Here is a 21,086-nt window from a genome sequence, read left to right as displayed (position 1 = left end):
TTAACCCTACCATCTAGCAACAAGCTGCAATAAATAATACTTCCTCATTTTCTTATCAAATAAATTTAACAACACTCCCTTCATAGGATATAGCTTATTAATAAGAATAAACCAAAATGGATACGAGTGTTTTTCCATCACTTTCATTCGTCCCAGAGAATATCCAACACATTTATAGTAATCCACATCTTTATTCACTACTAATTTTGGGTGTGCTATTTTCAGATCTCTATCCTTAATTCCATTACCATATTTTTTTATTATTCGAATAGAATAATCGCTATCTTCACCTGAGAGATATGGAGCATTGGGTGATGGGCCAAGGTTCTCATCATATCCACCTACAGTAGATACTGCTTCATTACTATAAAAGAAAACATATGTAGGACCGTTTTTCCACACATTAAAGAGATTTAATTCGCGTGAAGTATCATTTACTTTGTTGAATTCTTCATACTCTTCAAGACTTACATTTGTGCCGCTAAAAATATGTATTTTGTTACTCAAAAAGTTATTTGCTACCTTTTCAAGACAATTATATGAATAGATACAATCATCGTCAGGAAAAGAAACAACATCAAACGATTTATTTAAATAGTTCAATGCATATGATCTGCCTTTCGATACACCTTTAAAATCAACCTTGTGATGGTATAAATCAATAAAGTGTTTATACTCATCCATTAGCTCATCTAGTAAGCCATCCCGATTTTGATCAACTATATGAAGTTGAAATTTTTTGTATGTTTGCTTATGTAGTGATTCAAGTAATAACTTTAGTTCTTTTTTGCGTCCGAGGGTAGAAACAACTAAAAAGAACTTAATTTCTTTTTTATTTCCATCATCTAAAATCTCATCAATTATTTTTGAAAGTTTTTCTGCAGAAGCAAAAAAACTAAATCTACAAATATTATTTTTTGCCTTATTTTTCAGAGAATTATATATTTCTGAATTGTTAATCATAATGTTAATCTTATCCGAAAGATCAAGTGATGATTCTGGGTTGAAATAAAGTGCACTATCTCCTAAAACTTCGGGCAGTGAAGACCTATCTGAAGATATAATAGGACAACCTTGAGACTGCGCTTCTAGCGGAGGGATACCAAATCCTTCTAACTTAGATGGTATTATAAACCCGTAAGAGTTTTTATAAATACTGATCAATTCCTCATCACTAACTCGACCAGTGACAGCTATGTTCTCAACGTGTAGCAAAGATTTCATATATGGACTATTTGAAACATGTCCACCGATAAGTAAAAGAGTGGTATCGTCATTTCTTTTCAAAAAGGCATCAATAACCACACTCAAATTTTTATTTTCATCAAATGATGACAAGGTACTGAATACTTTTTTTTCTTTGAAGAAATTCACGCCTAGTTTATTTTTTAAGCTTGAACTCATATCCACTTCAGAATGGTAGTTTATTAGAGAGTTTGGTACTGAGTTATAAATTACGTCAATTTTATCCCTTTCCAGGAAGTCATAATATTCAACGATAGATTTTTTTGAATATTCACTTACAGTCAATATTTTTCTTGAATACTTCAGGTTAACATAGCTACTAATTTTATAATAAAATCTATTGGCTAATTTATATGACTTAGGATATATATTGAAAATAATATCATGCAATGTGAATATATTATTACAATAAAACATTGGGGCAGTATTGGTCAGGTTAATTAATATATCATCCCTGCCTCTTAGATGAAATGGAATATCAAACTGCTCCCATAAACTACCTTTTAAAATGCCAACTTCTTTGAAAGGTATGTTTTCCGGTACATATTGTGCCTGTCCTTTAGGTATTAATACGCAAATATCTTTTCTTATTAGTGTTAAATTAGATGTAATCTCTCTAGCGAACCTTTGAACACCAGTCACTGGCTGTGAGAAAAACCTTCCGTTGATATAAATCATACTCACTAACCCTTAATTTATTTCAATGTGCTGTCTATATTATAGAGTCCAAAGTTACTTTCTTTATCTAACTTATTATTGCCATCATCTTTCAAATCATACCACCATACACCTTTTATATATGGCAATTTTTTCATCTCTGTTACAAAAAGTTCATAATTACTAATTATCTGTTTCTTAGTTATGCAATAATCATGCATAACGCAACTAGGAAATCCTACTTCAGTTATATATAGTGGTATAATTCTACCTGTATTTTTTTAATTTCATTTTCAAATTTAATTATGGACTGCACAGAGTATTCTACATCCCTATTAGTGATGTTTTTCTCATGATAGTTATAGTTATGAATTGAAATTCCATCTATATATTTCTGTACTCCTAAGTCAATTAGTTTATTCATCCAGACCAAATCATCTGGTTTAATCACTGATGCCCCACCTGCGATGATTTTTGCATTTGGGTCAATATTTCTTATTCTCTTTGATGTTTCTTTAATTAACTTTATGAAAACTTCAGGTGGTGGGGGCGTTTTATGTTTTTTTAATCCAGTCCCCGCTAGCCATTCATTCCATATTTCATATGTTTCTACACGTCCTTTATATTTATTTGCTACCCATCCAGAATAGTCAGCAAAAGCTTTAATTTGATCATCACTTTCTGGATATGAGCCATCAGTATAATTAGTATTTCCATAATCTAAAATTAGCAATGGGGTGATTTTTTTCTTTAACCCCTCATTAATCGCTAAGTCAATACTTTTAAGACGACCCCGCAACTTGTATTTCCCTTTTTCATTCTCAACTAATTGCCAAGGAAAATCAGTTCTAAATGAATTCATTCCCAACGAAGAAAGAAGCTGGATTGTATTATCATCTTTCTCATTGAAATGTACTCCAGCACCTAAATCAAAACTGAAAGCCTCAGTCGATAACAGTATAATAATAAAGGCCAATATTTTCCTCATGGTTAACTATCTCCTCAGAAATTTTAATTTGCTATATGGGTACATCAAACTTAAAACAATTATGGAGTAGCAATATACATTAGTAGGAAAGGCCCCTAGCGTATTGTTTGTAAACATTTCTACACCCACTATATAAAATATAACCAAGCATCCCAGAGTACTAAATACATTATTTATTAAACACAAATATATAAATACAATTCCCATAACAAATAGAAACAACGAATACCCAAGAAATCCATAGTTACTTACAATATTAATATATAAACTATCAAGGGCCTTACTCTCCATTTTTAGTGCATCTTGAGGCCCTGATGTTCCATTAACCCCAAGCCCAACGCCTAAAAGATCATCGTTCCGTTGGGATAGCTCATTTGTAACATCTTGATGCTGTAAAACTCGAACATATATAGAGCTCCAGGCAATCTCTTTATATTTTGTTGTTGCCAGATAATTATAGAACGCCATGTTATTAAAAACATAACTCATTAGCGAAAGTAATATAACTGTAAATATTAATAAAAAACCTTTTTACTTTTTATATTTTTTAAAAACATTGAAATTACTTTATATATCATATAAAAAACAAAGGCTATCATTGTTGTTTTATATGTAGTTGCCACCATTGCTCCGACAATAAAAAAGAAATATATGAAGTTCTTCCTGAAACTAAAAGGTTTAAGCTCAATAATTATCAGCGAAGCGAGAAATGTTAATGTGCCTGCGATACCAAAACTTGTAGTCGTTCCCATAGCACGCAGGCCCCACAGTGTGCTATCCAATCTAATTCCGGAAGCACCACCACGATTATTGTAATATTCGCTCAGCCCTAATGTACTTATAAATAGATTGGAAAATGCCGATTCAAAATAAATAAAAAAAGAATTTATTATTGCAGTATATAAAATCACATAGATGAATTTTCTAAAGAAATAATACCATTCATTTTCATTTCTAATTATGAAATATAAAGATACAGGAACCAAGAGGGGAATCATATCCCCCTTAAACTGATAAGCTATTAATGTGAAATCCTCTCCGAAAGGCATTAAAAAATACAAAATGATCAGAGGGATTATGATATATATCAACACAAATAGTCTTGTTTTACTCGACTCGCGCCTGATAAATAGATCAAGTACTGACATTAAGAAAATCAGTATAATCAGTATTTCCTTCCAGACTCTTAATATTTTGAGGTCTAATTTTACTGATATTACGTTAACTACACCACTGAATGTAAAAATAAAGAGAACCATAAGAATAAAATTTATTTTTTTTTCACATTCGCATGTATTTTTAATTCAGATTGCATAAATCATAAACCTCAAGCTGTTACTAGCAAGTCCCTTTGCTGTTTAGCTTTGCTTATCTTAAAAATTATTTTGAGTTGTAATCATAATTGTAGTGATTATAACCATAACCATAGTAGCTGCTGGCTTTTTTAATTACGCCATTGAGGATACATCCTTTAATTTCTACGCCACTCTGTTCAAAGCGACGAATACTAACCTCGAGTTCTTTGGCGGTATTCTGCTCAAATCGAGCCACCAGCAGTGTGGTTCCGGCATAACGGCCTATTACAGCCGCATCAGTCACTGCCAGAATTGGCGGGGTATCCACCAGCACAAGATCGTAGTTCTGGCTGGCCCAGTCTATTAACTCCCGGAAACGAGAATGCATCAACAGTTCTGCGGGGTTAGGTGGTATTGCCCCCCGGGCTATAAAATCAAATCCAGCCCCGGAGACCGGTTTAATTCCCTGAGATACGGTGGATTTACCGGACAGAATATCCGAAAGCCCGTGGTCGGTACTGTGTTTAAAGATCTGGTGGGCATAGCCTTTACGCATATCCGCATCAATAAACAGTACCCGTTGGCCACCCTGAGCAATCACCTCCGCCAGGTTGGTGGTAATAAAGGTTTTACCGGCATTCGGGCTGGCACCGGAGATCATCAATACATTATTACGTGCTTCCATCATTGCGAAGTGCAGGCTGGTACGCAGGCTACGTACCGCCTCAATCGCCAGATCGGCCGGATTATCAACTGCCAGGAAGCTGGTATTTTCTTTCTGTTTACCTTTAACTTTTAGTGAGCGTTTTGGCGTCTGGCGGGCCATCCACTCGGATACCGGTACACTGGCATAGACATTAATACCCAGCTCTTCAAGTTGTTCCGGTGACTCAATACCTCGGCGTAAAAATACTCTCAATAGCACTACAGCCACTGAAATGAAACTACCTAGTATAATTCCGATAAGTACTATTAGTGTTTTTTTAGGTTTTATCGGTTTAGGCTCTGTGACTGCATCATCAACAATTCGTACATTTCCAATAGCACTATTTTTTGCAATATTCAACTCTTGCTGACGATTTAGTAATTGCATATATACCGCTCTACCAGAGTCAACATCTCGACTCAGTCTTAATACTTCCTGTTGTGTTGCAGGCATCCCTGATACTTGTTTGTTTAACTTTGCCTTTTCTTGAATTAATGTCTGCCTCTTTTCTAAGAGTGCACGGTAAGTCGGGTGATCTTTTGTAAAAAGTTGCGAAACTTCGGCTTCCCTGAAGGTTAGCTGATTAAGCTGATTATCGACATTTACAATTTGATCTAGGGCGGACCGAGCTTGCATATTCAGGTCGACTGAATCACTGCGTTTACGATAAGCACTAAGCTTATCTTCAGCAGCATCTAAATCACTACGTACTTGAGGGAGTTGCTTATTCAGAAAATCTAAACTTTTTGTATCTTGTGCAGCCTGCCTAGCAATATTTTGTGCCAGATAGTTATCACTGATACTTTGTAATATTTCCTTTATTCTTTCTGGATTTTCCCCTGAAAGAACTAGGTTTAGCATACCTGTGTCTTTACCTTGGTCAGCAGCAGAGAATGATTGTTGTAAAGTGTTTATAGCTGCTAAACGTGTTATATAATTTATTTTGAATTTCGTACCTTTTTCCGCATTATAATCAGACACAAGGATCGAAATCCCTCTTGCTTCTAACAATTTTCCTATATGTCCTGTGAGGTTATATTCTCCCCCTGTCAAGGTATACTGTCCATTTGATCCTACAGTCACTAGTAAACTGGGAGTTTTACCATCCTGGTTAGCTACATATAGTCTACTTACAGTTAACTTTCCTTCCTTATGGCCTGTCAGCCGAGCCCATCCCTTGCCAAAAATAGGAAAATACTCCTGTTCTATTTGGGCCTGAAGGTTAAGGTCATCTACCGTTTTCCCAAGAATCATCCTGGACTGCAGTAGTGCTATTTCAGGGGCAGATTCCGGCTGGCTATCTGGTAACATCTGACTCAGGCTACTCAAAAGTGCATTACCCTGCTTTTGCTCAACCTGAATTAGCGCATCAGCCTGATAAACAGGAGTAGCAAACAATGAATAAACGATAGCTAGTACGGTAAATAGTGCTGTAACGCTGATAATCAGTTTACGATGATCGATAATTTCGCCAACCAGACGGCCCAGATCGATTTGATCAGAGTCCGGGCTGGCTGTTTTATTTGTGACTGTGGATGACATGCATTAACTTCCTAAGGTTAACCGCCCAGTTTACCGGCCCAGCTGTTACATGCCTGGTCCAGTAACTGATAGACAAATTCAAACGCTTCCATACTCTGCCGGTACGGATCGGGGATCTCTTTATTTGACAACCAGTGCCCAATTAGCAGGGTCTTGCCCCGTGCTTCGGGGGCAATTTTAGTTACCTGTTCGATATGGTGTTTTTCCATCACCAGGATCAGATCATATTGCCGCCCCAGTGTACCGGTAAACTGCCGTCCTTGATGCCCTTCCAGAGACAGATTATGGTTTTCCGCAACTTTAATTGCCGAGGCATCGGCGGCATGGTCCACCAGTGCCCCGACCCCGGCCGAATCGACCTTTTTACCGGGCAATGCCCGGCGCAGCATTCGTTCACCGATCGGTGAACGACAAATATTTCCGGTGCAAACCACCAGGATTGAATTAAACATAGTTATTTCAGATTTCCATAGTAATTTGCCGTTTCGGTCATATTGTAAACGCCAGTAATTGTCGGTACTAATTGCGAAATTACGCGGTTCCAACGCACCACAGGTGCAGCTGTTACATACACAATATCGTAAGGTTTCAACTGAAACTCACTGGCTAGTACCATGGTTGAAGCATCTTTGGCATTTAGCTGATAGATATTAGCAATGCGGCCGTCTTTATCCTTAGGTATTTTACGGACAACAAATATTCCTGACGCATCTGATGTAGCCTGATTAATCCCCTGGGCACTGCCCAGGGCCTCAGCCAGCGTCATCCCACTGCGGTCCATTTTCAGGGTACTCTGTTGTCCCACATCCCCCATCACAAATACTTTTTGATCGTCATTCGGTGGCACAAACAGAATATCGCCGGGATACAACAGGTGATTTTCCATTAAATCCCCTTTCTGCATCAGTGCCTGCAGGGAAACTAACTGGTCTTTACCATTATGGGTCAGCACCACGTTGCGCCAGTCGGCGTCTGCCGATAGGCCGCCGGCAGCATTAATCGCATCCATAATGGTGAGTGGCACATTGGTAATCGGCTGCTGGCCAGATTTCGCTACTTCACCGGTCACATAGGCTTTTTGTGAACGGAAGGCGGCCACACTTACATCGACCTGCGGACTTTCGATATAAGTGGCTAACCGGCGCGTTAGCTCACCGCGCACCTCATCCAGGGTCTTACCGGCCACATGCACCTTACCGATATACGGATAGAAGATATTTCCGTCGGCACCGACCCAGTTACCGGTATCGCTGGCACTACGATAGGTACCGGCCGGGGTAGTCAGTTCCGGGTGGTCATACACGGTAATCATCAGTACATCGCCAGGGCCAATACGGTACTGGTAACTGCTGAGCAGGCTGTCCAGTTGCGGATTGGGCTGGGCCACCACCGGCTTAGGGCGTAGCTGATCGATTAAATCCGGGGTCATCGGATAAACATTCACCAGTTTATCCCAGTCATAGTCGCTGTCCGGCAGTTCGACGGTATTTTTACGCAGGCTGTTTAGCCCCTGTCCTGGCACTACAGTACAGCCACTTAGCAGGCCCACCAGGGCTGCTGCTGCGGTTAATTTTAGTACGGTTGTTTTCATCAATTTATTTCATCAGTTAATAGTAGACACTGCTGACTCTCACCGTCCCTGGCTCCTGCTGCACTCTGCTGCGTGCCAACCCGGCCGCTGACTGCTGTTATGCAGGATGGGTAGTCAGTACTATAAATTAAACGGTACTTCCAGTGAGGCACCGGCGCCCAGATCATTATTATCGTTATGGTTTGCATCGGTGTACCAGCTGCTCAGGTTCAGACGCACCGATTTATACACATCGCCCCCCCAGCCCAGCTGTATCCCTTTCAGGGTATCGGCATGCGGGAAAGCATAATTAATACGTTGGTTTCTAGGATTTACCTTGGCGTAGAACATCCTTACGCTCCAGCGCTGGTTATCTTCGGTCACCAGTTCGGCTTTGGTGGCCAGCAAGCGACCATCGCCACCAATGCTGTCACCCAGCGCATAACCCTGCTGGTAGTAGCCATCGGTATAGATGTGGTGGGTATAGCTGTAGTTGGTGCGGCCCATATCCGTACGGGTATCGTGACCTTCCACATACCAGTTCAGTGCATTTTTGCCGATGCTGTAGTGCCCTTCCACCCCGGCCAGATACATATTCGAGGAAGGCAGTTTACCGGCCTCATCTTCACCAATAATTTGACCATAAATACTGATCGGGATACCGAGGGTCGGTTCCAGTTTTAGTTTGGCATCGAAGCCTGCCAGCTGGTTACCCGGTTCGTTCGGATCGTTGGGAGTATTATCATCACCAACAAAGCCGTTCCAGAAGTTACTTAATGATTCCGGGCGCCCCTGACCGCCCCACTGCATAATCCGGCTGGCGCCCAGTTCCAGTGACTGCCACGGCGACACACTGAGCCGCATGCCGATAATCTTGGTATGAGGTACGGCGTTGTATTGTGATTCCTGAGCAGCCGAAATCTGATACTGCCACGGGCCAATCCAGTTCAGCCACCAGGTCTCCGGGGCGGTCTGCTTATCACGCTGCAGCATAAACCCGGTCAGCGGGCGGGCGGCATCGGAACGGATCAGGCTGCCTTCATAACCCGGCCCCCACCACTGTGGGGTCTGACCAAATGAGAGCCACTGGCCCCAGATTTTTACCGCACCATAGCTGTTATTCAGGTTGGCCCGGGAAGGGGATTCAATCTGTTCCCCCGCCTCCAGGTTACCCTGCAGGTTAACATCCCACCAGTCACCACTGTTGCTGGCAATCACCGACAGGCTGTTATCGGCCGGGGTAGACTGGGCAAAAGGTTTTGGCTGGCCGGAACCGTCGGTAGAGGTATAGGCTTTTACCCGCACATCAGATTTCAGTACCCGTAACCGTTCCTGAACCCGCTGCAGTGCCAGTTGCTCAGAAGCATAAGAAGGATGGGCCTTATCCAGAGCCGCTTCGATAGCATCTTCGCTTAACGGCCAGGTACTCAGGCTAAGGTGAATTACCCCGCGATCGGCCAGCCAGCTCAGGTCTGAACGTAAATCACTGTCGGGTAATACCAGTCCGCCGGCAAAACTGCTGGCAGCAGGCAATAATGCAAGACCCACGGCCAGAGCTAACAGGCTCTTCTTTACACCGCGACGCGGCTGGCTGGGCTGCAGGTCATCTGCCCCGGTTAAGGCGTTATGCATCAGTGCTGTCTCCTTTGCTGTCCTGCGGGCCGCACAATCTGTATGGCTGTGGCAGCCGGCTGACGTTAACATATAAATAAAGGTGAATTTGTGGTTATTCTTAGTGTGACTTCGCTTAACTCACCCCGTTTGCTGATGATTCTGCCAGAGCCTGCGGATTAAGGGCAATCGCTGTAGATTTTTTCATCACAATTGTTCGGGGTTAACCAGATCTTTTAGCGGATGACTAAGAAAATAGCAGAGTTTACTGATTAGACTGCTTTTTTTTGCAGAAAAGTACTAAAAACCGTTTCACAGACACGCTACCGCCCCGGGCTTACAGCTACCCGTACACTTCAGGCAGAGGTTCAGCCGGTCTTCCGGTGATACCCGCCCGCGCAGATCTGCAGATTTTCGCCCTTCCGGAAGCAGTTCCGAAAATGACACCGGATAAAGTCTCAACAAATGTTCAACAATTCCAGCAATATCTGCCAATTATTAAGAATTAATTCAGGTAAATATATAGAGAAATTCCTGGTTTTTTACCTTTACTGACAGTCAGACTTGAAATTGGCTAAAAATAGCGCAGGAACAGCCCCCTGGTGACGACTACCAATAAGAGTTCTCCGCTAAAGAATACATTAGCGGCACTACAATATTTATCGATGATGCAGAATGGCCAGCATTGAGGTGTGGCAGAGAGAGTAAGGCGCAGGGGCAGGCCTGGTGAATGGTTTTGGGTAAGATGAACGGGGTGAAATGGCTGCGGGCAGGCAATATCGCCCGGGACCGCAGATATCTGAGCTCCCCCCGGTCAGCCTTCACTGCCCGGGGGTGCAGGCGGGAATTACTTTGTTTCCGGGCGCAGCGCCGGGAACAGAATCACATCACGAATGGTATGGCTGTTGGTAAACAGCATCACCATCCGGTCGATACCAATCCCCAGCCCGGCGGTTGGCGGCAGGCCATGCTCCAGGGCAGTCACATAGTCTTCGTCGTAGAACATCGCCTCATCATCACCGGCATCTTTGGCATTCACCTGTTGCTGAAAACGGTCGGCCTGGTCTTCGGCATCATTCAGTTCCGAGAAGCCGTTACCAATCTCGCGACCGCCGATAAAGAATTCAAAGCGGTCGGTGATTTCCGGGTTCTGATCATTACGCCGTGCCAGCGGTGATACTTCGGCCGGATATTCGGTAATAAAGGTAGGCTGAATCAGCTGGCTTTCGGCAGTCTCCTCGAAAATCTCGGTGACCACACGTCCCAGCCCCCAGCTTTTCTCCACTTTAATCCCCAGCGACGCGGCAATGGCCGTGGCCTTATCAAAATCATCCAGGTCACTCAGCTCAGTTTCCGGACGATATTTCTTAATCGCTTCACGCATGGTCAGGCGGGCAAACGGCTTACCAAAATCAAACGTCTGTTCGCCGTAGGCCACTTCGGTGTGCCCCAGCACTTTCTCTGCCAGGGTACGGAACAGGCTTTCTGTCAGTTCAATCAGGTCATTGTAATCCGCATACGCCATATAGAGTTCCATCATGGTGAACTCAGGGTTGTGGCGTGGCGAAATCCCTTCATTACGGAAGTTACGGTTGATTTCAAATACCCGGTCAAAACCACCGACCACCAGACGCTTCAGATAGAGTTCCGGCGCAATACGCAGGTACATATCAATGTCCAGCGCATTATGATGAGTGATAAACGGACGGGCTGACGCACCGCCGGGGATCACCTGCATCATCGGGGTTTCCACTTCCATAAACTCGCGTTTTACCATGAACTGACGGATACCCGCCATAATCTTAGAACGCACCTGAAAAGTATGGCGGGATTCTTCGTTAGCAATCAGGTCCAGGTAACGCTGGCGATAGCGGGTTTCCTGGTCGGCCAGACCGTGGAATTTATCCGGTAACGGACGCAGTGCTTTGGTCAGCAGACGCAGTTCGCTGCAATGGATCGACAGTTCACCGGTCTTGGTTTTAAACAATTTACCGCGGGCCCCGAGGATATCGCCCAGGTCCCATTTTTTAAATTGTTCGTTGTAGTAGCCTTCCGCTAAATCATCCCGGGAGACATACAGCTGAATACGGCCGCCGTTATCCTGCAGGGTGACAAAAGAGGCTTTCCCCATGATACGCCGGGTCATCATACGTCCGGCCACGCTGACTTCGATGCCGAGGTCTTCCAGTTGCTCACTGTCTTTATCATCAAACTGTTTATGCAGCTTGTCCGACAGGGTATCGCGACGGAAATCGTTCGGGAATGCTACGCCATTCTGGCGCAGCGCGGCCAGCTTCTCACGACGACTTTTCAGTTCGTTGTTGAGTTCCTGGCTGTCATCAGCGTGCTGTGGTTGTTGTTCAGACATGGGGGTTCCTTATAAACCTGCTTTTAAACTTGCTTCAATAAAACGGTCGAGGTCGCCATCCAGCACCGCCTGGGTATTACGTGTTTCCACGCCGGTACGCAGATCTTTAATCCGCGAATCATCCAGTACATAAGAACGGATCTGGCTGCCCCAGCCGATATCAGATTTGTTGTCTTCCAGCGCCTGTTTTTCGGCATTCTTTTTCTGCATTTCCAGCTCGTACAGCTTAGCCTTCATCTGCTTCATCGCCTGGTCTTTGTTTTTATGCTGGGAGCGGTCATTCTGACACTGGGTGACCGTGTTGGTCGGAATGTGGGTAATACGCACTGCCGATTCGGTCCGGTTAACGTGCTGTCCACCGGCACCCGAGGCACGGTAAACGTCGATACGTAAATCGGCCGGGTTAATCTCGATATCAATATCATCCGAGACTTCCGGGTAAACAAATGCCGAGCTGAACGAGGTATGACGGCGGCCGCCGGAGTCGAACGGACTCTTACGTACCAGACGGTGAACGCCGGTTTCGGTACGCAGCCAGCCGAAGGCATATTCCCCGGATATACGGATAGTCGCCGATTTAATCCCCGCGACATCACCATCAGACTCTTCAATCACTTCCGTTTTAAAGCCTTTATCTTCGGCCCAGCGCAGATACATGCGCAGCAGCATGCTGGCCCAGTCCTGGGCTTCGGTGCCACCAGACCCGGCCTGCAGGTCGATATAGCAGTCCGCACTGTCGTACTCCCCGGAGAACATCCGGCGGAATTCCAGTTCGGCCAGTTTCTTGTCCAGATCATCCAGTTCAGCCACTGCTTCGTTGAATGTCTCTTCGTCGTCCGCTTCCACCGCCAGATCCAGCAGACCGCTGACATCTTCCAGCCCCTGAGCCAGCTGATTCAGGGTGTTAACAATCACTTCCAGTGAAGAACGCTCTTTACCCAGCGCCTGTGCGCGCTCCGGTTCGTTCCACACATCGGACTGTTCCAGCTCAGCATTTACTTCTTCGAGACGTTCACTTTTAGCATCGTAGTCAAAGATACCCCCTAAGCACATTGCTGCGCTCAGTAAGGTCCTGGATACGGTTTCTGACCGGATTAATTTCAAACATGGCGTAATAGTTCTTTTAGTTGGTCGGTTATTGGCTTAATTAAGGCCACACAGTGTACCGCAAAGGTGAAGTTTCGGGTATCCCCTGTGCAGCAGCAAGCGGCTATTTGTTGCACAGAAAAACCCGTTTATTAAGAAAGATCAGCTGACCGGCCAGAGGTGCTCGACTAGCAGCTGCACATTACGTTGGCCACGAAACTCATTTACATCCAGTTTATAGGCCAGTTCCGCCTGTTGTATGCTGTTATCCGGCCACAGGCTGGTGTCGATATTAAACGCGATACCATCCAGCAGCGGGCCACCGCCGAGTGGCTCCAGCATCAGTTTCAGGTGGCGTTCGCCGACCAGCCGTTGCTGTAAGATGCGGAATTTACCGTCGAACACCGGTTCCGGGAAAGCCTGTCCCCAGGGGCCTGCTTCGCGCAGAATTTCGGCGGTATGCAGAGTCAGTTCCTGGCCGGAAAGTTCGCCATCGGACCAGACCACTCCCTGGAGCTGCTGTTCGTCCAGCCACTCTCCGGCAAGTTCGGCAAATGCCTGCCGGAAGGGTTCAAACTGATCTTCGTTGAGTGACAGTCCCGCCGCCATCGCGTGGCCGCCAAACTTAAGTATCAGTCCGGGATTCAGGGTATCCAGCCGTTCCAGCACATCGCGCAGATGCAGACCGCTGATGGAACGCCCCGATCCTTTCAGAGTACCGTCGCCCGCAGGGGCAAAGGCGAACACCGGGCGATGAAAACGCTCTTTCAGCCGTGAGGCGACAATGCCGACCACGCCCTGATGCCATTGCGGATGATAGAAAGCCAGGCCGTTAGGTAACTGTTGCTGCTGTTCCAGTGAGTCGCACAGGCTTAATGCTTCGGCCTGCATCCCCTGCTCAATCTCTTTGCGGGTCTGATTCAGAGCGTCCAGTTCACTGGCCAGCATCCGGGCCTGTTGAGTATCGTTACACAGTAATAATGCGACACCGACCGACATGTCATCCAGCCGACCGGCGGCATTCAACCGCGGGCCGAGGGCGAAACCGAGATCGCTGGCCACCAGTTTTGCCGGCTGGCGGTTTGCGACTTCCAGTAAAGCACGGATACCGGGACGACATTTCCCGGCACGGATACGCTGTAACCCCTGCCAGACCAGGATACGGTTATTGGCATCCAGCGGCACCACGTCGGCGACGGTCCCCAGCGCCACCAGGTCGAGGAGTTCGGCCAGGTTGGGTTGAGGGCGGTCACTGAACCACTGTTGATCGCGTAAATGCGCCCGCAGCGCCAGCATCAGATAAAACGCCACGCCAACGCCCGCCAGTGAACGCGACAGAAATCCGCACTCTTCAAGATTAGGGTTAACGATCGCGGCGGCGGCCGGCAGGGTGTCGCCCGGTAAGTGGTGATCGGTGATCACTACCTGGATGCCATATTCACTGGCCAGCGCCACCCCGGCATGTGAGGAAATACCGTTGTCCACGGTCAGGATAAGTTCTGCACCACGGGCCCGGGCCTGTTCCACCACTTCGGGGCTCAGGCCATAGCCGTCTTCAAAGCGGTTAGGGACCAGAAAATCAACATTCTCTGCCCCCATACCCCGTAATGCCAGCAGTGATAATGCGGTACTGGTGGCGCCGTCGGCGTCGAAATCCCCCACCACCATAATCCGCTGCCCTGTAAGCATCGCCTGGTGCAGTAGTGCCGCCGCCGTTTCAATTCCGTTCAGCCCCTGCCAGGGCAACAGGGCCGCGGCCCCGCGTTCCAGCTCAGTAGCTGAACAAACACCGCGCAATGTATATAACCGACGCAATAATGCCGGCATATCGTCAGGTAAAACAACTTCTGCGGTCACCTGACGACGGCGCAGTTGCGAAACATGTTTTCCGGCCAAAAGTTACTTACCTGTATTCAGACTATCGAGATATTGTTTCAGTTCCTGTGGTCCCTGATAGCCCGGGATCAGTGTGCCATTTTCGGTAATGATGGCCGGCGTCCCCTGAATGCCATACATCAGTCCCAGCTGGTACTGACGGGCAAGGTCTATATTACAACTGGCCGTTGACGGGGTCTGGCCATTCATGGCCGCATCAAAGGCTTTATTACGGTCAGCCATACACCATACCGATTGCATCGCTTTTGACACTTCGCCGCCCATCCCCTCACGGGGGAACGCCAGATACCGCACGGTGATGCCTAACGCATTATAATCCGCCATTTGCTGATGCAGCTTACGGCAGTAACCACAGGTAATATCGGTAAATACCGTTACCACATATTTTTGTTTCGGTGCTTTATAGATAATCATATCCGGCACCATCTGTTCCATTTTCTTGCCCAGCTGGCGGAAAGTGACGTTAACCGGACGCGGACCGCTGACATCGTACAACGGGCCCTGAATCATTTGCTTACCATCATCGCTCATATAGAAAACGCCGCTGTCGGTCAGCACAGTTTTCATGCCCGGTAATGGCGATGGCTGGATATCGGTCACTTTAACACCCAGCCGCTGCAGAGTGCTCTGAATTGCTGAATCGTCTGCATGGGCCAGACCGGAAAGTGCTGACCACAACAAGGTCATTGCTAAAAGCGTTTTTTTCATGAACATCTCGTCCTTTATGTCCACCGGTTCAGCCCCGGGGATGATGCTGTTGATGTAACTGTCGTAGCCGTTCGTTAGCTACATGAGTATAGATCTGTGTCGTTGACAGGTCGCTGTGACCGAGCAACATTTGTACTACCCGTAAATCGGCACCGTGATTTAACAGATGCGTGGCAAAGGCATGGCGCAAAACGTGCGGTGACAACTTTTCGCTGTCGATACCGGCCAGCAACGCGTAGTGCTTTATCCGGTGCCAGAATGTCTGCCGCGTCATCTGCTGTGCGCGGTTGCTGGGGAACATCACATCCATTGACTGGCCATTGGTCAGCCAGGGACGGCCATATTCCAGATATTGCTCCAGCCAGTACACCGCCTCTTCCCCCAGAGGTACCAGCCGTTCTTTATCGCCTTTACCAGTCACCCGAACCACGCCCTGACGCAGGCTGATGTCGCTGACGGATAACCCCACCAGTTCAGAGACCCGTAATCCGGTGGCATAGAGTAACTCCAGCATGGCTTTATCACGTAATTCCAGAGGAATTTCTGTCGAAGGCGCCTGCAGCAGGCGTTCAATCTGTGATTCGCTCAGGTCTTTGGGCAACCGCTGTGGCAGTTTTGGCGATGAGAGTACCGCACTGGGGTCATCACCGCGCAGCTTTTCCCGATACAGATACTGAAATAAGCGACGCATTGCGCTGAGTTGCCGGGCCGAACTGCTGGCTTTATAACCACCTTCCAGACGTTCGGCAAGGAAACTCTGTAAATCTTCGGCGGTCACTTCCAGTAACGAGAGCTGATGCGCAGCCAGCCAGTCGGTGAGCTGATGCAGGTCCTGGCGATAAGAGGAAAGGGTATTTTGCGCCAGGTTACGTTCAATCCACAACGTGTCGAGGAACAGTTCGATTCTGCTGAGGTTTTCTTCCTGTTGCTGTTGTTCCTGCACCTTTCCTCCTTTTTTCGCAACACAGCTGTTTACGTTTAGCCGACAGATTTATCGCCGTGCCGCCATTATGCCTGAAATGGTCAGGGGATGGCTAAGATAATCTCCGCAAGCCCCGGCGGCACTGGCTGGGCTGGCCTGCCCGTAATAGTCACAAATTCACCTTGTATTAGCCGGATAACGCCAGCGCCTTTAGCGCCATTCTCTGCTACCATACGCCGCAGTTTTCGATCAACTGAGCAACTGATGGTATGAAAATAGGATTATTCTATGGTTCCAGTACCTGCTATACCGAAATAGTGGCGGAAAAAATCCGCGATTTTATCGGCGCGGATTTGGTCACTTTGCACAATGTCAAAGACGGAACCACCGAATCCATGCAGTACTATGACCTGCTGATTATGGGTATCCCGACCTGGGATTTCGGTGAGTTGCAGGAAGACTGGGAAGCCATCTGGCCGATGCTGCCGGACTTACAGCTGCAGGGGAAAATTGTGGCGCTGTACGGAATGGGCGATCAGATTGGTTACAGCGAATGGTTTCTCGATGCGCTGGGTATGCTGCATGATTTACTGCAACCGATGGGGGTTCGCTTTATCGGCTACTGGCCGACCGAAGGCTTTGAGTTTATCAGCCAGAAAGCGGTAGTGCCGGGAGGCTCACAATTTGTCGGGCTGGCGCTGGATGATGTTAATCAGTTTGAACAGACCGATGAACGGATTGAGCAGTGGTGCGAACAGATTCTGACCGAAATGTCAGATCTGCTGTAACGGAACTTATATAACTTCTCTGCGGCACGTAGTCGCTATCCCCTGGCAGCGAGGGGGTATAGCGGTGAGTTTTTACGCCTGACCTGTTTGGATAATATTTGTACTTAATATTCGCCCGAAATTATTACTGCCAACCTCCTGCGGCGGCCATGTAGTGCGGCACGATTGCCGGTTTGGCACCAGATAAATTTCTCACTGCGGCCAGTAAAGCACATTGAACACTCAGTTAGCCCGGGCCAGTCAGAAATTATTATCAGTACGAAACAGATGCCCGTGCTGCGGAATACCTGCCCCGTCTGCCGGTTAGTCGGGTAACCTGCAACAATAAAACCAGTGCATGCGCAGGCCACGCCAGTCAGTTTCCGGCATGGCATCCTGCATCAGCCAGAATGTGATTCGCTGGCTGTGTTCATTTTCCAGTGTCAGTAATACGGCACAAGGAAGCCAGCCCGGATTTCGCACCGTCCGCCAGCGTTGCTGTTGCCAGTACCAGATACCCTGATTATCGAGCTGTATCGCTCCAGAGCGCTGAGAAAATCGCCGCCGTGCCAGCTTCCCTTCCCGCCAGACCAGCAGGAAAGCCAGCAGCTTCAGGGGTGACCACAGTAACGGCCAGGGCGAACAGAGTAGCGACATGAACAGCAAAACCTCTGCCCCCCGCTGAATCCGCACTGCCCACCGTGAGGCCATCAGCTCAGAGTGCCACCGGCCCGCGTTGTGCGTTGCGTTCACGAATCAGGTTCACCATCCGTTTCAGCTCAGGGTCTGCCGGTTCGCCGTGCTCCATCATCCAGTTAAATAAATCAGGATCATCGGCCCGCAACAGGTTAATAAAGCACTGTTTATCGTGGTCACTGAGCGAATCATATTCATATTTAAAGAACGGCATAATCGCGATATCCAGTTCCAGCATGCCACGGCGGCAGGCCCACTGAACGCGGGATTTATCTTCGATTCCCGGGGAGGTCATGTTCGGCATTATTTATCCTGTGCTGTTAACCGACAGGCAGACAGTTTACCCCGGATAACCTGCCCCTTGCGACTCTCTCCGCTGACCGGCGGTTAAAATTGCGCACCGCGCCGCATGCCGGCAAGGGTGAGCTTAAATTCGTCGTCGGTTTCCGGCAAAATCCCTCTCCTTGCGCATTTGTGGTGTGGTTGTGCCCTTTTCAGCAACGCCGCTTTGGTGAATAATGCGCAGATACAGGTCAATTTCGTCACCGGTGCGGGAATACGGTCAACCGCCGATTCTTGCGCACCGGTACTTCAGATTCAGTCACAGGATCTTCTTATGCCCGCAAATACTCTTTCATACCCGGCACCGGCAGACGCCCTGCCACTGACCGTTATCGCACTCGACGACTGGGCACTGGTGACCGCCCGCGGACCTGACAGCACCAGCTATCTGCAGGGTCAGCTTACGCTGGATGTCGCAGCCCTTGAGGAGAATGATCACCGGCTGGCCGCCCATTGTGATGCGAAAGGCAAGATGTGGAGTAGCCTGCGCCTGTTCCATGACCTTGAGGATTACGGCTATCTGCTGCGCCGCCAGGTCCGCGAACAGCAACTGACCGAGCTAAAAAAATATGCGGTATTTTCCAAAGTCACTCTGACTATTGACGACAGCCGTCAACTGACCGGCGTGGCGGGCAGCGGCGCCCGCGAGGCACTGGCCGGGCAATTTGCTCAGTTACCGGACGGTGAGAATCCACGGGTGATGGCCGGTGAAACCCTGCTGCTGTGGTTGCCGTTACCGGAGGAACGTTTTCTGGTGATTGCCGGTGAACCACAAACCACGGCATTACGTCAGGCGTTAAACAACGCACAGACGGCAGACAGTCAGCAATGGCTGGCGCTGAATATCGCCGCCGGAGAGCCGGTGATTGACAGCGCTGTCAGCGCCGAATTTATTCCGCAGGCGACCAATCTGCAGGCTCTGAATGCCATCAGTTTTAAAAAGGGTTGCTACACCGGTCAGGAGATGGTGGCGCGGGCAAAATATCGTGGCGCGAATAAACGTGCCCTCTACTGGCTGTCGGGTCACAGTGAAAAAACTCCGGCCGCCGGAGATTCGCTGGAATTGCAAATGGGCGATAAATGGCGCCGGACCGGCACCGTGCTGGCTGCCGTCAGGCTGAGTAACGGCCAACTGTCACTGCAGGCGGTACTGAATAATGACCTGGAGAGTGACGCGGTTCTGCGTCCGGAAGGGGATGAAGGCGCGGTACTTAACGTGCAACCCCTGCCCTATTCCCTGGCAGAAGCCGACTGACCTTCTGCGGCAGTGTCTGAGTCTGGCACTGCCGCGAGCAGGAGTTTATTGCAGGTAAAAGTAAATGGCGCAGAAGTGGCAGACTGCGCCCCCCAGCACAAAGCCGTGCCAGATGGCATGGTTAAACGGAATTCGCCGTGAGACATAGAAAATAACCCCCAGCGAATAGACAATCCCGCCGATGGCCAGTAACCAGACACAGGCGGGCGAGAGCCGCGTCGCCATCTGATAAATCACCACCAGCGATAACCAGCCCATCAGCAAATAGGTGACCAGCGAGACGATTTTAAAGCGGTGAGCAAACCCCAGCTTAAAAATTATCCCCGCCAGCGCCAGTAACCAGATAACTACCATCAGTCCGTAGGCTAACGGAGATTTCAGCCCCACCAGCAAAAACGGGGTGTAGGTACCGGCAATCAGCAGATAAATCGCACAGTGGTCAAATTTCTTCAGCCAGGGTTTCGCCCCCGGAGAGGGAACGGCATGATAGAGCGTGGACGCAAAAAACAGCAGGATCATGCTGCCACCGTACAGGCTGTAACTGGTGATTGCCATTGCACCGGCCTGGGTCTTAATTGCCTTAGTCAGTAATAATACCAACCCGACAATACCGAATACACATCCCAGGGCGTGACTGACACTGTTGGCGACTTCTTCGGCGACGGAGTATCCCTTCGGAAAAAAACGGTGTTTGGTCATCGAATGCTTCCTGAATTATTCCCGGATTCCTGATAAATCACCGACAGCGTAGCGAAGAATATTTTCAGTGTACAGTTGTAAGCCGAAATAAATTTGTGAACGGCTGTAACCGGATTACCTGACAGAGGGACCGGCCCTGCATCCCCCCGTTTCTGTGCAAAATCAATCGGCGCGGACCGGTTCAGCGGCTGCCGGGTCACTGCCTAACCGTGAGTACAACAGGTCATTGTGCCACTCCCCGTTAAGCCAGAAGCTTTGCCTTAAACAACCTTCGTGCTGAAAACCGCATCGCTCCATCAGGCGTATGCAGGGGCTGTTACCTTCAGTCACCCGGCAGAACAACCGGTGGCCGTAGTGGCCGGAAAAAAATGCCCTGCTCAGCGCATTCAACGACTCACTGCCATAGCCTTTGCCCTGCCCGTCACGGCTGAGAATAAAACCCGCTTCAGCAATCCCGGGCTCGGTCATGCACCAGCCGGTAAGCCCGACCGGCCTGCCCTGTTCAGCCTCGCAAAGTAACAGACAGAGCCAGTGGTTGCTGTGGCGATCCCAGTCAACCAGGCGTTGATTAAAGCGTTCACGGATTTCCGGCTCAGTCAGCGGATCACTGATAAAGCGCATTACCTGTCGGTCCTGGTAGAGCCGGAAAAAGAACGGCCAGTCCTGTGCGGTTAAGCGGCGTCCGGTCAGACGGGCAGTGTTCAGTTTCTTCATCGATCCTCCCCAATAAAAA

General features: G+C 48.0%; 18 protein-coding genes. 2 read left to right on the top strand and 16 right to left on the bottom strand.

What is annotated here, in order from left to right:
• Positions 1 to 6 precede the first annotated feature (6 nt).
• From HA49_RS20620 to xerD, 12 genes are all read right to left on the bottom strand, one after another.
• The gene (locus tag HA49_RS20620) at positions 7 to 1,923 is read right to left on the bottom strand and encodes a glycosyltransferase (RefSeq protein ID WP_052752496.1); all 1,917 of its coding nucleotides are present in this window, start codon (positions 1,921 to 1,923) and stop codon (positions 7 to 9) included.
• Between the two features lie 226 nt (positions 1,924 to 2,149).
• On the bottom strand, positions 2,150 to 2,890 hold the full coding sequence (locus HA49_RS13050; RefSeq protein WP_052752494.1) for a cellulase family glycosylhydrolase: 741 nt from the start codon (positions 2,888 to 2,890) through the stop codon (positions 2,150 to 2,152).
• Between the two features lie 515 nt (positions 2,891 to 3,405).
• Positions 3,406 to 4,038: a hypothetical protein gene (locus HA49_RS13040; RefSeq protein WP_156994649.1), complete on the bottom strand. Its 633-nt coding sequence runs from the start codon at positions 4,036 to 4,038 to the stop codon at positions 3,406 to 3,408.
• Between the two features lie 232 nt (positions 4,039 to 4,270).
• Positions 4,271 to 6,433: a polysaccharide biosynthesis tyrosine autokinase gene (locus HA49_RS13035; protein ID WP_038018163.1), complete on the bottom strand. Its 2,163-nt coding sequence runs from the start codon at positions 6,431 to 6,433 to the stop codon at positions 4,271 to 4,273.
• A gap of 17 nt (positions 6,434 to 6,450) precedes the next feature.
• A complete protein-coding gene (locus HA49_RS13030; protein ID WP_038018160.1) occupies positions 6,451 to 6,885 on the bottom strand; it encodes an arsenate reductase/protein-tyrosine-phosphatase family protein in 435 nt (144 codons plus the stop codon).
• Between the two features lie 2 nt (positions 6,886 to 6,887).
• Positions 6,888 to 8,024 carry a polysaccharide export protein gene (locus HA49_RS13025; protein ID WP_038018157.1) on the bottom strand — a complete coding sequence of 379 codons (1,137 nt, stop codon included), beginning with the start codon at positions 8,022 to 8,024 and terminating at the stop codon, positions 6,888 to 6,890.
• A 120-nt stretch (positions 8,025 to 8,144) separates the two neighbouring features.
• Complete coding sequence (locus HA49_RS13020; RefSeq protein ID WP_046791827.1) at positions 8,145 to 9,635, bottom strand: capsule assembly Wzi family protein; 1,491 nt, start codon at positions 9,633 to 9,635, stop codon at positions 8,145 to 8,147.
• Between the two features lie 826 nt (positions 9,636 to 10,461).
• Positions 10,462 to 11,982 carry a lysine--tRNA ligase gene (lysS, locus tag HA49_RS13015; protein ID WP_038018154.1) on the bottom strand — a complete coding sequence of 507 codons (1,521 nt, stop codon included), beginning with the start codon at positions 11,980 to 11,982 and terminating at the stop codon, positions 10,462 to 10,464.
• 9 nt (positions 11,983 to 11,991) lie between these two features.
• Positions 11,992 to 13,090 (bottom strand): peptide chain release factor 2 gene (prfB, locus tag HA49_RS13010; protein ID WP_156994647.1). Its coding sequence is split into 2 segments (ribosomal slippage): positions 11,992 to 13,014 and positions 13,016 to 13,090, totalling 1,098 coding nucleotides; the frame shifts between segments, so codons are not numbered across the junction.
• Positions 13,091 to 13,230: 140 nt separating this feature from the next.
• A complete protein-coding gene (recJ, locus tag HA49_RS13005) occupies positions 13,231 to 14,964 on the bottom strand; it encodes a single-stranded-DNA-specific exonuclease RecJ (RefSeq protein WP_038018151.1) in 1,734 nt (577 codons plus the stop codon).
• Positions 14,965 to 14,967: 3 nt separating this feature from the next.
• Complete coding sequence (gene dsbC / locus HA49_RS13000; RefSeq protein ID WP_038019347.1) at positions 14,968 to 15,672, bottom strand: bifunctional protein-disulfide isomerase/oxidoreductase DsbC; 705 nt, start codon at positions 15,670 to 15,672, stop codon at positions 14,968 to 14,970.
• A 28-nt stretch (positions 15,673 to 15,700) separates the two neighbouring features.
• Positions 15,701 to 16,615, bottom strand: coding sequence for a site-specific tyrosine recombinase XerD (gene xerD, locus HA49_RS12995; RefSeq protein ID WP_038018148.1), 915 nt, complete (start codon positions 16,613 to 16,615; stop codon positions 15,701 to 15,703).
• Positions 16,616 to 16,863: 248 nt separating this feature from the next.
• On the opposite strand from xerD, the gene fldB reads away from it, so the two are divergent.
• Complete coding sequence (gene fldB, locus HA49_RS12990) at positions 16,864 to 17,382, top strand: flavodoxin FldB (protein ID WP_038018145.1); 519 nt, start codon at positions 16,864 to 16,866, stop codon at positions 17,380 to 17,382.
• A gap of 303 nt (positions 17,383 to 17,685) precedes the next feature.
• Here the strand turns inward: fldB and HA49_RS12985 are convergent, their stop codons facing one another.
• Both HA49_RS12985 and sdhE read right to left on the bottom strand, forming a co-directional pair.
• Positions 17,686 to 18,072, bottom strand: coding sequence for a protein YgfX (locus HA49_RS12985; protein ID WP_052752493.1), 387 nt, complete (start codon positions 18,070 to 18,072; stop codon positions 17,686 to 17,688).
• A 4-nt stretch (positions 18,073 to 18,076) separates the two neighbouring features.
• Entirely contained in the window at positions 18,077 to 18,352 is a 276-nt protein-coding gene (sdhE, locus tag HA49_RS12980) for an FAD assembly factor SdhE (RefSeq protein WP_038019344.1), read from the bottom strand.
• Between the two features lie 321 nt (positions 18,353 to 18,673).
• Here sdhE and ygfZ point away from each other — a divergent pair, with 321 nt between their 5' ends.
• Positions 18,674 to 19,654 (top strand): tRNA-modifying protein YgfZ, encoded by a 981-nt coding sequence (gene ygfZ, locus HA49_RS12975; protein WP_038019342.1) that lies wholly within the window; start codon positions 18,674 to 18,676, stop codon positions 19,652 to 19,654.
• 45 nt (positions 19,655 to 19,699) lie between these two features.
• Here ygfZ and trhA read toward each other — a convergent pair whose 3' ends face one another.
• On the bottom strand, positions 19,700 to 20,353 hold the full coding sequence (gene trhA / locus HA49_RS12970) for a PAQR family membrane homeostasis protein TrhA (protein ID WP_046791826.1): 654 nt from the start codon (positions 20,351 to 20,353) through the stop codon (positions 19,700 to 19,702).
• 162 nt (positions 20,354 to 20,515) lie between these two features.
• Positions 20,516 to 21,067 carry a GNAT family N-acetyltransferase gene (locus tag HA49_RS12960; protein ID WP_038018136.1) on the bottom strand — a complete coding sequence of 184 codons (552 nt, stop codon included), beginning with the start codon at positions 21,065 to 21,067 and terminating at the stop codon, positions 20,516 to 20,518.
• Positions 21,068 to 21,086 lie beyond the last annotated feature (19 nt).

Origin of the sequence: Tatumella morbirosei (assembly GCF_000757425.2) — a bacterium.
Classification (GTDB): Bacteria; Pseudomonadota; Gammaproteobacteria; order Enterobacterales; family Enterobacteriaceae; genus Tatumella; species Tatumella morbirosei.
Note: the sequence above shows the minus strand (reverse complement) of the source record. Positions and strands in the feature narration are given on the sequence as shown.

Excerpts from the sequence above, each read along its gene's own strand:
- HA49_RS13020 (WP_046791827.1), bottom strand. The coding sequence starts at position 9,635 with ATGCATAACGCCTTAACCGGGGCAGATGACCTGCAGCCCAGCCAGCCG.
- HA49_RS13050 (WP_052752494.1), bottom strand. The coding sequence starts at position 2,890 with ATGAGGAAAATATTGGCCTTTATTATTATACTGTTATCGACTGAGGCT.
- sdhE (WP_038019344.1), bottom strand. The coding sequence starts at position 18,352 with ATGACCTCCCCGGGAATCGAAGATAAATCCCGCGTTCAGTGGGCCTGC.
- dsbC (WP_038019347.1), bottom strand. The coding sequence starts at position 15,672 with ATGAAAAAAACGCTTTTAGCAATGACCTTGTTGTGGTCAGCACTTTCC.
- HA49_RS20620 (WP_052752496.1), bottom strand. The coding sequence starts at position 1,923 with ATGATTTATATCAACGGAAGGTTTTTCTCACAGCCAGTGACTGGTGTT.
- fldB (WP_038018145.1), top strand. The coding sequence starts at position 16,864 with ATGAAAATAGGATTATTCTATGGTTCCAGTACCTGCTATACCGAAATA.
- HA49_RS13040 (WP_156994649.1), bottom strand. The coding sequence starts at position 4,038 with ATGTCAGTACTTGATCTATTTATCAGGCGCGAGTCGAGTAAAACAAGA.
- lysS (WP_038018154.1), bottom strand. The coding sequence starts at position 11,982 with ATGTCTGAACAACAACCACAGCACGCTGATGACAGCCAGGAACTCAAC.
- HA49_RS12960 (WP_038018136.1), bottom strand. The coding sequence starts at position 21,067 with ATGAAGAAACTGAACACTGCCCGTCTGACCGGACGCCGCTTAACCGCA.
- ygfZ (WP_038019342.1), top strand. The coding sequence starts at position 18,674 with ATGCCCGCAAATACTCTTTCATACCCGGCACCGGCAGACGCCCTGCCA.
- HA49_RS13030 (WP_038018160.1), bottom strand. The coding sequence starts at position 6,885 with ATGTTTAATTCAATCCTGGTGGTTTGCACCGGAAATATTTGTCGTTCA.
- trhA (WP_046791826.1), bottom strand. The coding sequence starts at position 20,353 with ATGACCAAACACCGTTTTTTTCCGAAGGGATACTCCGTCGCCGAAGAA.
- HA49_RS13025 (WP_038018157.1), bottom strand. The coding sequence starts at position 8,024 with ATGAAAACAACCGTACTAAAATTAACCGCAGCAGCAGCCCTGGTGGGC.
- HA49_RS13035 (WP_038018163.1), bottom strand. The coding sequence starts at position 6,433 with ATGTCATCCACAGTCACAAATAAAACAGCCAGCCCGGACTCTGATCAA.
- HA49_RS12985 (WP_052752493.1), bottom strand. The coding sequence starts at position 18,072 with ATGGCCTCACGGTGGGCAGTGCGGATTCAGCGGGGGGCAGAGGTTTTG.